This is a genomic window from Hongsoonwoonella zoysiae (assembly GCF_013266695.1).
Taxonomy (GTDB): domain Bacteria; phylum Pseudomonadota; class Alphaproteobacteria; order Rhizobiales; family Stappiaceae; genus Hongsoonwoonella; species Hongsoonwoonella zoysiae.
This window is the reverse complement of record NZ_JABRXF010000002.1, coordinates 375,521-387,697: the sequence shown is the minus strand read 5'-3', so window position 1 is coordinate 387,697 and position 12,177 is coordinate 375,521. Positions and strand designations below refer to the sequence as shown.

Below are 12,177 nucleotides of genomic sequence, written 5' to 3'. Positions count from 1 at the left end.
CAAATTGAAGCTTTTCAGCAAGTGTCGGATCATGTGGCCGCGCTCATGCGCCTTGTTACGCGTACTGAAATTACGCCCATCAGGATTGCCACACTCACGCAATAGACCGCCATGGCTACCATCTGCGTCCCGTAAGGCACGCCGATGTCGATCAGCCAGCCCGTCACACCCGGCCCAAGTGCTGAGGCAAGCACCATCATCGCTACGACAATGGAGCGGATCGCGCCCAGGTGACGCGTGCCGTAAACCTCCGGCCATAGTGATCCGACGAGGGTTGAGGATATTCCGTAGGTTACGCCCAGAAGCATCATGAATATGAAGGCGGCTACCGGATGCGTAATCCCGGCAAGCGCGAGGCACGCTGCGGCGAGCGGCAGGAGAAACGCCGGCAGGATGCGCACCGCTGTAAAGCGGTCGACCAGCCAGCCCGTGATCAGCGCGAAGACGATGGTCATGATCGCCATCGCCGTGAAGGCGGAGGCGAAAAGCTCCATCGTCCAGCCACGAAGTTCCACCAGATAGACCTGATGAAAGAAGATCGTCGTCCCGATGAAGGCCGGCGCCAGCGTGCCGCAGGACATGATCCAGAACGCCGGATCGCGCAACACCTCGCCGCGCGTCCACTGCCGGCCGACCTCGGGCGCGCCGGAAACCTTCTTGGCCCGCGGTGTGCGCTCGATCTGCAACAGCCAGAGAAGCAAAGGCAAGCCCACCAGCACGAGTGCGCCCGCCGCAATCCACCAGCCGCCGCGCCAGCCGACGACGGCGAACATCGCCACGAAGATCAACGGAAGCGTCGCCTCGCCAAGCTGGTGGCCAAGGGTTGCAATCGAAACGGCCCTGCCGCGTTCGGCCGAATACCATCGCCCCATAGCCGTCATCGCGGCATGCGTCATCATACCCTGGCCGAAAAGCCTGAGCCCGTAGATCACGAAGAAGAGCATCCACACGGACGAGACATTCGCCATGCCGATGCAAAAAAGCGTGAGCCCCAGGATCACGCCGGTCGAAATCACCGCGATCGAATGGTCGTCGACGATCCTGCCGAAGATTGCCAGCGTGGCGGCGGAAAACAGCGTCGCCATCATGTAGATCCCGCCGAAGTCGCCGTGCGACAGCGAAAATGTCTCGCGCAGATCGCCCGCCACAAGCGAAATGAAGAACGTCTGCCCGAAACTTGAAAACAGCGTCAGCAGCAGGCCCGCTGCAAGCCAGCGGATGTTAGCGACAACAAATCCGAGCGTCGACATTACGATCGCCTCACCGGGGCTGCCGGTGTCCCGAGGGTTGGGAAACAGGGCGCCGCCTCCGGGCGCCCATGAATTCAGCTGCGGTCGCGGAAACGGTTGGTTATCGGGTAGCGCCGGTCGCGGCCGAAGTTCTTGCGCGTGATCTTCACGCCAGGTGCCGATTGCCGGCGCTTGTATTCGGCAATGTAAAGCAGGTTTTCGATCCGGTGGATAAGCTCGCGGCTGTGGCCGCGCGCCTCGATATCGCCCACCGACATTTCATTTTCCACGAGGCATTCCAGAATATCGTCCAAAACGTCATACGGCGGCAGGCTGTCCTGGTCCTTCTGGCCTTCCGCTAGCTCGGCTGAAGGTTCCTTGGTCAGGATATTCGGCGGAATAACGGTCCCGTCCGGCCCTTTCATGCCTTCAGGCCGGTTTTCGTTTCGCCATGCGGCAAGCGCGTAAACTTCGCTCTTGTAGAGATCCTTGATCGGGTTGAAGCCGCCGTTCATGTCGCCGTAAAGCGTGGCGTAGCCCACCGACATTTCGGACTTGTTGCCTGTGGTGACCACCATGTAGCCGAACTTGTTGGAGATCGCCATCAGGACCACGCCCCGCGCGCGCGACTGCAGATTTTCTTCCGTGACGCCGGATTGCGTGCCCTCGAATACTTTTGCAAGCGCGTGCTGGAAACCCTCCACCGGCTCGGCAATAGGCACTGTGTCATAGCGAATGCCAAGATCCCGCGCCAGTTGATCGGCGTCAGTGATGCTTTCTTCCGAGGTATACCGGTAGGGCAGCATCACGCAGTGCACCTTTTCCGGCCCCAGCGCATCCACGGCCATCGCCGCCACGACCGCGCTGTCGATCCCGCCTGAAAGCCCGAGCACCACGCCCGGAAAGCCGTTCTTGCGTACATAGTCCCGCAAGCCCAGTACACAGGCGCGCCAATTCGCCTCATGAACGTCCGGCAGCGCTTGCGCTTCTCCGCCTTCGCACACCCAGCCGCCGCTCTCCTGGCGAACCCAGTCCGAAACGCCGATCCCCTCTTCGAACTGTTTCATCTGGAAGGCGAGTTGCCGGTTGGGCTGAAGCGCGAAAGAGCCCCCGTCAAAGACGAGTTCGTCCTGTCCGCCCACCTGGTTGCAATAGATGAACGGAAGCTCGTTTTCCACGACGCGGGCGACCGCCACCTGCAGGCGCACGTCGGCCTTGTTGGCATAATAGGGCGAACCATTCGGCACGAGCAGAATTTCGGCGCCCGTCTCGGCCAGGCACTCGCAAACCTCGTCGGTCCACACGTCCTCGCAGACCGGCACGCCAAGGCGCACGCCGCGAAAGCCGACCGGGCTCGGCAGCAGACCCGGCTGGAACACACGCTTTTCGTCAAACTCGCCATAGTTCGGCAGGTCGAACTTGAAGCGCACGCCCTCGATCCGGCCTCCATCGACCACTGCGACCGCATTATGAAGCAGTTCGCCCTCGCGCCACGGCAACCCGATCACCACGCCCGGCCCGCCGTCCTTCGTGTCCTCCGCCAGTTCGTCAAGCGCCGCCCGGCAGGCCGCCACGAACGCCGGTTTGAGCACCAGGTCCTCCGGCGGATAGCCGGAAAGAAACAGCTCGGAAAGCAAAAGCAGGTCGGCGCCGGCTTGCTTAGCCTCGGCCCTCGCCTTGCGCGCAAGGTCCAGGTTGCCGCGAACATCACCCACCGTCGGGTTCAGTTGCGCGACGGCGATACGGAAACGGTTTTCAATGCGGGAAGAGCTTTCGTCGGTCATGTCAGCGGTTTATCCCGCCGTGGCCGACCATGCAATCATCACCCTGCCGGCCGATCATATGAAAACGGCTTCTTCGTCATCCGGCGGTGGCTCTTTTCGTTTACCGGTCGATGAAGGCGCGGGCACCGAAGACCTTGGCACGGGCCCGAAATACCGCCCCTTGCGCAAGAACGGGCGGTTTTCGCGGATCGTGCGCTCCATGCGGGCATACATCAACGCCGGAGAAATAGGCTTTGCGAGAAATTCGTGAATCCCGAGCTGGAGCGCTTTGAGAATCACTGCTTTTCTGGTGTCCGCGCTCAGCATGATAACGGGCGTGGTGGAAACGATGGCGTCTTCATCAGCCCTTAGTCGCGTCATGAAGTCCGCGCCGTCTCCGGGCCACATGACCCAGTCGCACAGGACGATATCGGGCCGCTGTTCAACGGTGGAGGAATAGCCGTCCTCGCCGTCGCTTGCTTCATAAACGCGGCGAACACCGAAACCGTTCAGAATTTTACGTAAGAGCGTGCGCATATGCGCACTGTCGTCAATAACAAGGATGGACAGTCGCGACAAATCCATGGGGGTAAGTTGCACGACACACCTCCCGCCTAAGTCGCCGGAGCGCCGTCTCAACGCATGGAACGGTCCGACCGACAGGAATTCGCTCCAGAATGACTATGCCGGAGCATATCCTCAACGCCAATCCAGATTCAGATTCGGCGGGACACGTCCCGGGAATCGCGCTCACCCCTGGCGACCATGTGTCTAGTCATTTTTACTAAAGGTCAAGCGGTATCACGGTTGAAACGGTATGGCCATGAACCAAGCGCCGAAATATATACCGCTTCATTCGAATGAAAATGTATCCATCCGTATAAGCCCGCGCGAGTGCCCGGCGAAGAGCCTGTGGCCGCTCCATCCTTCCCCTGCAAAGCCCATGGCGGTAAAAATCGGGAGCAAGTGCTCGTCCGTTGGATGGTTGCGCACCGCATGCGGCGCGCGGGCACGGTAGTCGAGAAGCGAAGCCTCGTCGCCGGCCGCCACGCGCTCTCCCACCCAGTCGCCGAACTCGTTGACCCAATCGGGAGCCGGCGCGTCGAGTGCCGGCATACCGCCCTGGAAAAGCTCGCGAAGATTGTGCGTCAGCGCCCCGCTCGCGAACAGCAAGACATCCTCCGGCAGGAAATCACGCAGCATCCGCCCGATGCGCAAATGATGCTCCGGCCCTCCACCCGGCTGAACGGAGAGCTGCACGACGGGAATGTCGGCGCCCGGATAGACAAGCGTCAGCGGCACCCATGTGCCGTGGTCATAGCCGCGCTTTTCCAGCACGTCGACCGCTTGCCCCCGTTCACGCAGGCCCTTGACGATTGCGCGCGCCAGTTCCGGCTCGCCCGGTGCGGGATAGGTCATCTCGAACAGGCGTGGATCGAAATTACCGAAATCATAGACCGTTTCGGGTGAAGGGTCGGCGACGACGGATGGTCTTGCGGTTTCGAAATGCGCCGAAACGGAGACGATGGCCCGCGGGCGTTTTATTTCGCCCGCAAGCCCTTCCAGAAAGCGGCGTTCCGGCGTGTCGAGCACGGCAAGATCCGGCGCGCCGTGGGAAACGAAAAGCGCGGGCAGGAACATCTTTACTCCCCGGTTGTTCGCCACGAAGTGCCGCGGCATCCACTTCCGGAAAATAAACCCGATCCGCCAACTCCGGGAGTCCCCTTCCGGTGAACGGTGCGGTCACGGCAAGGCCCCGCCGCTTACGATCATGCGGCCGCTCTACCCGCATTCACCGAATTCAGGAAACCGTTGACTGTCTGGTCGAGATCCCCGGCAAGTCGGGTAAGGCTGTTGGCGGCATCATCCACGTTCGCCGCTTCGCGATTGTTCTCCGAAATCGCCTTTTCCACCGTATCGACGTTTTCCGTGATTTGCCCCGCGCCGTTCGCTGCCCCGGCAATACGGTCGGCGATTTCCTGGGTTGCCGATTCCTGTTCCCGTACGGATGAAGAAATGCCGGCGGAAAGCTGATCGACATCGTCGATCGTTTCGTGGATCGCCTTTATCGCTTTCACCGCCAGTTCGGTCGACGCCTGAATTGCCTGAATCTGGCCGGAAATCTCTTCGGTCGCTTTCGACGTCTGCGTCGCCAGCTCCTTGACCTCGGTCGCCACCACGGCAAACCCTCTGCCAGCCTCGCCGGCACGCGCGGCTTCGATTGTGGCGTTGAGCGCAAGAAGATCGGTTTGTGCAGCGATATCCGAGATCAGGTTGACGACCGTACCGATCCGCTCCGCCGCATTCGCAAGGTTCGTGACATCGTTTGCTGCCGAACGCGAAACATCGGCCGCCTTCGAAATCGCCGCGCTCGCCTTGCCCGCCTGGCCGGCTATGTTCTGGACGGACGCGGCCAGTTGCTGCGTCGTCACCGCGACACCTTCAAGGCTTTGGGAAGAGCTTTCTGCCGCTCTTTTCGCGGATTCCGTTTCCCTGGAGGCCGTCCCCGAAATGGAAATGAGGGACTTCGATGAATCGCGCATCGCATCGGTCTGGCGCGTAAGCGTCGTCGAGATCTCCGTGATCCTGTCCCGGAACGCCGAAATGGCGTTTTCCAGCCGGTCGCGTTCGGCCAGGGTCTTTTCATGGTTGGCCCGGTTGGTGTTTTGCAATTTTGCCTGCGCGGCCGCACTTTGCTTGTAGTTTGCGGCGGCTTCGGCAAGTGCCTGCAGCTCATCTCCGGAGTTGAGCAGCGGAATTTCCACCTCCAGATTGCCTGCCGTAATCTCGGCCATGCCCGAGGAGATGTGGCAAAGCGGGTTGGCGATCGAGCGCCCTATGAAGAAAGCCATTGCCGCGCTAGCCAGCCCGACGACCGCGGCAGCCAGCACGATAAGCAGGGATGCACGCCTGTGGGTGGTATCAAGCTCATCCGCGGATGCGGAAACGATGTCCGCCGCGCGGCTTTGGGCCTGCGCGAGCACGTTGCCCGCCGTTTCCTGGTTTGCATGAACCACGTTCACGGTTGAGGCGAGCGCCTGCTTCTTCTCTGCCCAGGCTTTGAACCTTTCTTGATATTTCAGCAGCAGACCGCGGATGTCGTCCTTGGTTTCCTCGTCGAAACCGGTCTCTCTCAACAATGTCAGGAATTCGTCCACCCGCTTGTTGAGGCGTCCGATATATTTCTCATCGCCGCGCAGAATGAAATCCTTCTCGTGCCGACGCATTTGCAGCATCTTTACGCGAAGAGAATCCAGTTCTCCCGCATTCGACGTGCCCTTGCCGACATCCTCGATCTTTTCTTCAATGCCATGAACCGCCATACGCAACGAACCTTGCAGGCCGGCATTCTCGTCGTAACCGAGTTCCTTTTGCAGGTCGATCGTAGCAATAGCGCTTGAGGACAGGCCGCTGACGGCCTGTTCGATATCCGCCATCACCGCATCGTCGATTTCATATTCCGCGTTTTTCAGATCGCCGAGATCGCGCGCAGCCTGTGACAGCCGGTCTTTCGTGAAGGCTTCCGCGTCCTCGCTCGGCACCAGAAGAAACCGTTCGAACAATGAAGCGCTCTCGGCGACATTCTTGCCCAAAGACAGGAGTTTTTCGCTTGCTTTTTCCGCCCTGAGTGCTTCGGAGGCTGTATCGTTGAAGTTCTGGATCGTGACCCAACCGATAAGGCCGACAACTATCAGGCCGAGTAGACCCGTTGCGGCAAGCAATGCGAGCTTCATCCGCAAACCGATGGTTCTCATGAATTTTCTCCGGAAACGGTATCAGAACATAAATGCAATCCTGGGTTTATATCCCGGAAGGAATGTATGAGCGGTTAAATCGAGTACGTGTAAATCCCTATAAGACGGCTGTTTGAGCCGCGAGACCTGGAACCGGTCATCCGCCGCCTTTGGCGCCGACGATAGCCGCGGTCTGGAGCAGGCATAAAAAAGCCTGCGTCCGGATGTTTGCATCCTGACGCAGGCCTATCAGGCCAGCCCGGCGAACCGGACCGATCCTTATCCGCCTCAAGCGCTTGCCGCCTCGCGCTCCGCGCCCCGCTCGTCGCGTTCCTTCTTCAGGTTTTCGGCGATCAGGAAGGCAAGCTCCAGTGCCTGTTCCGCATTCAGGCGCGGATCGCAATGCGTGTGGTAGCGGTCGGCAAGGTCGTCAGCGGTCAGCGCGCGCGCACCGCCCGTACATTCGGTCACATCCTTGCCCGTCATCTCCACATGAATGCCCCCGGCATGCGTTCCCTCGGCACGGTGAACGGCGAAGAACGCCTCCACTTCCTTCAGGATGCGGTCGAAGGGCCGCGTCTTGTAGGCATTCGCGGTGATCGTGTTGCCATGCATCGGATCGCACGACCACACCACCTTTTTGCCCTCGCGCTCCACCGCCCGCACAAGGCCCGGCAGATGCTCGAACACCTTGTCCGCCCCGAAGCGGCAGATCAGCGTCAGCCGGCCTGCTTCATTGTCCGGGTTCAGGATGTCGGTAAGCTTGAGCAACTCGTCCGGTTTGAGCGAGGGACCGCATTTCAGGCCGATCGGATTCTTGATGCCGCGGAAGAACTCCACATGCGCATGGTCGGGCTGGCGCGTACGGTCGCCGATCCAGATCATATGGCCGGATGTGGCATACCAGTCGCCTGAGGTGGAATCGACGCGCGTCATCGCCTGTTCGTAGCCCAGCAGCAGCGCCTCGTGGCTGGTGAAGAACTCCGTGGAGCGCAGTTGAGGCGCGCTGTCGGGATCGATGCCGCAGGCCCGCATGAAGGAAAGCGCTTCGGAAATGCGGTCCGCCAGCGCCTGATAGCGGTGGCTTTGCGGGCTGTCCTTGACAAAGCCGAGCATCCAGCGGTGCACGTGGTCGAGGTTCGCGAAACCGCCCTGCGCGAAAGCGCGCAGAAGATTGAGCGTCGCCGCCGACTGGCGGTAGGCCATCACCTGCCGGCGCGGATCGGGGATCCGGCTTTCCGGCGTAAAGGCGATGTCGTTGATGATGTCGCCCCGGTAGCTCGGCAGTTCCACATCGCCCTGCTTTTCGATGTTGGACGAGCGCGGCTTGGCGAATTGCCCGGCGATACGCCCCACCTTAACCACCGGTTGGGAAGCCGCGTAGGTGAGCACGACCGCCATCTGAAGGAAGACGCGGAAGAAATCCCGGATATGGTCTGCGTGATGCTCGGCAAAGCTTTCTGCGCAGTCGCCGCCCTGGAGCAGAAAACCGCGTCCTTCGGCGACTTCGGCAAGCTGTGCCTTCAGCTTCCTTGCCTCACCTGCAAAAACCAGCGGCGGATAGGTCGACAGGCGATGTTCGACATCCGCCAGAGCCTCTTGATCCGGATACTCCGGCACCTGCACGATCGGCTTCGACCGCCAGGATTCCGGTGTCCATTTCTCCGCCATTTTTCCAACTCCCGAACCATTTGACGCGGTCATTGTCTTCCAGTGTCAGACCGCCGGATTTCCAACCCCTTCTCTTAAGGGCAGCACCGCTTTCGGCCTTCGCCGAAACAAGCGTGCGCGGGGTTATACACGCAAGGCGGCCTTGTGGCCATAAGCCGGGTTGGCAATTCTTTGCCTGCCCTGCGATTATCGATGGGCCCGAACAACGCCTTGAAACGAGCTGGAAACCGGATGCACCTCGAACACGATCACGATCCGGAAGCGATCGCCGAACGGCTGGCCGGCGGTCCCAGGGTCAATTACCTGCGCGACTGGATTTACGGCGGTATCGACGGCGCGGTGACCACATTCGCCATCGTCGCCGGCGTGGTCGGAGCCAATCTTTCAGCAAGGGTCGCGCTTGTACTTGGCATCGCCAATCTTCTCGCCGACGGGTTTTCGATGGCGGCGGCCAATTATTCCGGCACCAAGGCGGAACGGGACGACTATCGCCGCCTGCGCCGGATGGAAGAGCGCCACATCGACACCGTGCCGGAAGGCGAACGCGAGGAAATCCGCCAGATCTACTCGCGCAAGGGCTATTCGGCCGGAGATCTGAGCCGCATCGTCGCCCTGATAACCTCTCGCCGCCAGGTCTGGCTGGACACCATGCTGGAGGAGGAGCACGGCGTTTCGCCGATCCGGCGCGATCCGGTAAGGGCTGCGCTTGCCACCTTTTCCGCCTTCGTCATCTGCGGTGCGGTGCCGCTCATTCCCTTCGCCTTCGGCGCTCACGCGAGCGCGGCGACGGCAACGCTCCTCACCGGCCTCGTTTTTTTGATGATCGGAGCGGCAAAATCGGTCTGGTCGACGCAGCGCTGGCTGGCCTCAGCCATCGAAACCTTGATCATCGGAATGACCGCCGCAGGTATCGCATGGTGTGTCGGCTTTCTGCTTCAGCGCTATGTGATCGGGTAATGGCCGGCTAACAGCATGACCCACCCACCCCGAGATGAGGGCATAGACGTGCACCCTTTTCCTGCCGTAACGTAATATATTCAGGCGGTTCGATATGCCGCCGGTCGTTCCAGGACCGCGATGGAGGAACGGGCCATGAGCCTGAAAGACAAGCTGACCGCGGCGATCATGCTGATCGCGCTCGTCAGCATTCCCTTCCTGCTCTTCGGCAACCCGACGGGCCTCAGCGCCAAGGCCTTCGGCGCCGTCTCCTTCGGCATTATCCTCCTGTTCGGCGCGGTCAACCTGATCCTGGTCTGGTGGGACAGCGCCGGCGGCAAGAAGCCGTAGAACGGTCGCTCCTTCATTCAACCACCGAAAACGGAAACGGGCCGATGTCCGTAACCATCACGTAGTCGCCCCATCGGGCGCGCGAGCGCGCATCGAACATGCGATAGACGCTTGAGCAGATTTCCACCCATTGGTCTTCGAGCAGCCATCGCTCGCACAAGAGGTTGTCGCGTGTCGTCCCCTCCCCCTTGTCCGCTTGAGGAGGGCCAACATGGATCGGCACACCGTGATGGGTCACCTCTCCCTCTTCCGTCCGCGTTTGCCGCCATTCCTTTTCGGCAAGCCAGAAATCGCTTCCCGAAATCTCCCTGCCGAAGGCTGCCTCCCTGATCTCCGCGCCTTCAAGCCTGTTGCCCCGGTTGAGCGGCAGATAACCCCCGATGCCTTCCGGCGCGCCCGCGACCCGAAGTGAAACGGCGAAACGCTCCTGCACGAGCGGGTCGCGAAACGGATGGGTGAAGACGGCCCAGGCAAGGTCGATGTTGCGCCAGGTGTGAAAGCGCGGGTTGCGGAAGGTTTCGGGCCGCACCGTCCATGACATCGAGGGCCGGTCGAGATAGCCGCGCGAAAAAACCTCGAACGCTTCGCGCGCATCGTCGTCCCGCCCCAGCTCGGCGAGCGTGGCTGCGCGGATACCGGCGAATTCCGAGCGTCGGCCAGGGGCAGCCGCGATGGCACGGTCCAGAGCTTCCAGCGCGGCCTGCGGCTGACCTTGGGCATAATTGGCAAGTCCGATCAGGTAATGCGCCTTGGCGGGAGCCGCCGGGTTCTGGCGCAGCGCCTGCTCCGCCACCTTGAGCCCGGCTTGCGCCCGTCCGGCGTATATTTCGGCTTCGGCCAGCGCTTCCATCGCGTCGGTGTCGTTGGGGCTGAGGATCAGCGCTCGTTCCGCATCGGCAATGGCGCGCTCGTGCTGGTGTTTCCTGAGCGCAAGCCAGGAACGGATCACCTGCCTGTCCGCATTCGGCTCTTCGGTTTCCTTCGCCAGCAGAACCCACGAGCGGGCAAGCGCATCGGCCCAGTGAAGGCCAAGTGCATCGGCGTAATCCTGCACGCCGAATGCGGCCTGGGCGTATGTCTTGGCAAGTGCGGTGCGCGGGCGCTCGTAACCGGTATCAAGCTCCATCGCGCGTGAGAATGCCCTTGCCGCTGCCGCGTAGTCTTGCGGGCTCCCCCTTCGGTAGAGCGCGAGCCCTCTCAGGTACGCATCGTGCGCGGCCGGATTTTCCGTTTCCTCGCGTGCCGCGACCTCGGGACCGCCCGGCAGTAGCCGGTCCGTCAGTTCCGCGATGATGCGGGATGTTATTTCATCCTGCAAATCGAACACGGCTTCGGCGTCTCCGTCATAACGTTCGGCCCAGACCGCGCCTCCCGTTATCGTTTCGACAAGCTGCGCATTGATGCGCACCCTGTTTCCAGCCCTTCGCACGCTCCCTTCCAGTACATATCTGACGCCAAGCGTCTCTGCCGCCTGTTGCGTCGATGTCTCCTTGCCTTTGAACGTGAAAGAGGAATTGCGAGAAATCACGAATAGCCCGTCCACCTTGGAAAGGTCGGTTATCAGGTCTTCGGTCACACCGTCTGCGAACCAGCCGGCCTCGTCCTGCGCGGTAACGTTCTTGAATGGCAGCACGGCGATAGACGGCTTGTCGGGCAAGGGGTGGGCCATCAGCGCTTCACGGGCCGGCTCGGCAACCTGCCGCACTCCGGGCCAGAAGAAGTAGGCACCGCCCACAAGTCCCGCGGCCACCGCCACAACTGCTCCCGCAATTACCAACCGCCGCGGTCGCCGACTGGCGATCGGTGGGGCCGAAGGATCGATGCGCACTGCATATGTTTCGACGGGCGTAGGAATGTTCTTGAGCGCCCGCGCGCCCATCGGCTCGAAGGCGGTGTCGATCTTGCCCCTGATTTCCTCTTCCACCTTTGCCGAAATGCAGATGCCACCGGGCGGGGCCAGCGGCTCCAGCCGAGCGGCGATATTCACGCCGTCGCCATAAATGTCGCTGCCATCGCCGATCACGTCGCCGAAATTAATGCCGATCCGGAAAATGAGCTTCTCGCCGTCGCGGCGCGGCTCGTTGGCTGTCGCCATTTTTTCCTGAAAGGCGAGCGCGAAATTCACCGCATCGACAATGCTCGGGAACTCCAGCAGAAACCCGTCGCCCATGCGCTTGACGAGCCGGCCATGGTGCTGCCCTGTCAAGGGCAGGATGATGGTATCATGCGCCTCGGCAAGATGCTCGAAAGTGCCCGTCTCGTCCCGAGCCATCAGGCGGCTGTATCCGGCCACGTCCATGACCAGGATTGCTGAAAGCCTGCGCTGTGTGCTTGCTTCGCTCATGAAACCCCAAAGGCAAGTCTAACCGACTTGACCTAGTGTGGTGGATTTGAAATACGCCACAGTTTAGCAGCAGCCTCCGGAGCGTATTTCAAATCCGAAAACCACACTAGAAACATATATTTGCTAGTCGCCCTTTTGAATCTGAAGTT

General features: G+C 61.0%; 9 protein-coding genes. 2 read left to right on the top strand and 7 right to left on the bottom strand.

The features are described from left to right. Positions 1-29: 29 nt before the first annotated feature. From HPQ64_RS13030 to HPQ64_RS13005, 6 genes are all read right to left on the bottom strand, one after another. Positions 30-1,250, bottom strand: coding sequence for an MFS transporter (locus tag HPQ64_RS13030; protein WP_172888934.1), 1,221 nt, complete (start codon positions 1,248-1,250; stop codon positions 30-32). A 74-nt stretch (positions 1,251-1,324) separates the two neighbouring features. After that, positions 1,325-3,013, bottom strand: a complete 1,689-nt coding sequence (locus HPQ64_RS13025; RefSeq protein ID WP_172888933.1) for an NAD+ synthase — start codon at positions 3,011-3,013, stop codon at positions 1,325-1,327. Between the two features lie 54 nt (positions 3,014-3,067). Continuing rightward, the gene (locus HPQ64_RS13020; RefSeq protein WP_172888932.1) at positions 3,068-3,631 is read right to left on the bottom strand and encodes a response regulator; all 564 of its coding nucleotides are present in this window, start codon (positions 3,629-3,631) and stop codon (positions 3,068-3,070) included. 213 nt (positions 3,632-3,844) lie between these two features. After that, positions 3,845-4,672 (bottom strand): DODA-type extradiol aromatic ring-opening family dioxygenase, encoded by an 828-nt coding sequence (locus HPQ64_RS13015; RefSeq protein ID WP_246270704.1) that lies wholly within the window; start codon positions 4,670-4,672, stop codon positions 3,845-3,847. An 89-nt stretch (positions 4,673-4,761) separates the two neighbouring features. After that, positions 4,762-6,747 (bottom strand): methyl-accepting chemotaxis protein, encoded by a 1,986-nt coding sequence (locus HPQ64_RS13010; RefSeq protein WP_172888931.1) that lies wholly within the window; start codon positions 6,745-6,747, stop codon positions 4,762-4,764. A 267-nt stretch (positions 6,748-7,014) separates the two neighbouring features. Then, positions 7,015-8,397, bottom strand: a complete 1,383-nt coding sequence (locus HPQ64_RS13005; protein ID WP_172888930.1) for a class II 3-deoxy-7-phosphoheptulonate synthase — start codon at positions 8,395-8,397, stop codon at positions 7,015-7,017. Between the two features lie 231 nt (positions 8,398-8,628). Here HPQ64_RS13005 and HPQ64_RS13000 point away from each other — a divergent pair, with 231 nt between their 5' ends. After that, a complete protein-coding gene (locus HPQ64_RS13000; protein ID WP_172888929.1) occupies positions 8,629-9,354 on the top strand; it encodes a VIT1/CCC1 transporter family protein in 726 nt (241 codons plus the stop codon). A gap of 135 nt (positions 9,355-9,489) precedes the next feature. Continuing rightward, positions 9,490-9,684, top strand: a complete 195-nt coding sequence (locus tag HPQ64_RS12995; RefSeq protein ID WP_172888928.1) for a hypothetical protein — start codon at positions 9,490-9,492, stop codon at positions 9,682-9,684. A 13-nt stretch (positions 9,685-9,697) separates the two neighbouring features. On the opposite strand, the gene HPQ64_RS12990 is transcribed toward HPQ64_RS12995, so the two are convergent. Further along, complete coding sequence (locus tag HPQ64_RS12990; protein WP_172888927.1) at positions 9,698-12,028, bottom strand: adenylate/guanylate cyclase domain-containing protein; 2,331 nt, start codon at positions 12,026-12,028, stop codon at positions 9,698-9,700. Between the last annotated feature and the right edge of the window lie 149 nt (positions 12,029-12,177).

Coding starts and splice junctions, on each gene's coding strand:
- HPQ64_RS13030 (WP_172888934.1), bottom strand. CDS start 1,250: ATGTCGACGCTCGGATTTGTTGTCGCTAACATCCGCTGGCTTGCAGCG.
- HPQ64_RS13025 (WP_172888933.1), bottom strand. CDS start 3,013: ATGACCGACGAAAGCTCTTCCCGCATTGAAAACCGTTTCCGTATCGCC.
- HPQ64_RS13015 (WP_246270704.1), bottom strand. CDS start 4,672: ATGCCGCGGCACTTCGTGGCGAACAACCGGGGAGTAAAGATGTTCCTG.
- HPQ64_RS13010 (WP_172888931.1), bottom strand. CDS start 6,747: ATGAGAACCATCGGTTTGCGGATGAAGCTCGCATTGCTTGCCGCAACG.
- HPQ64_RS13005 (WP_172888930.1), bottom strand. CDS start 8,397: ATGGCGGAGAAATGGACACCGGAATCCTGGCGGTCGAAGCCGATCGTG.
- HPQ64_RS13000 (WP_172888929.1), top strand. CDS start 8,629: ATGCACCTCGAACACGATCACGATCCGGAAGCGATCGCCGAACGGCTG.
- HPQ64_RS12995 (WP_172888928.1), top strand. CDS start 9,490: ATGAGCCTGAAAGACAAGCTGACCGCGGCGATCATGCTGATCGCGCTC.
- HPQ64_RS12990 (WP_172888927.1), bottom strand. CDS start 12,028: ATGAGCGAAGCAAGCACACAGCGCAGGCTTTCAGCAATCCTGGTCATG.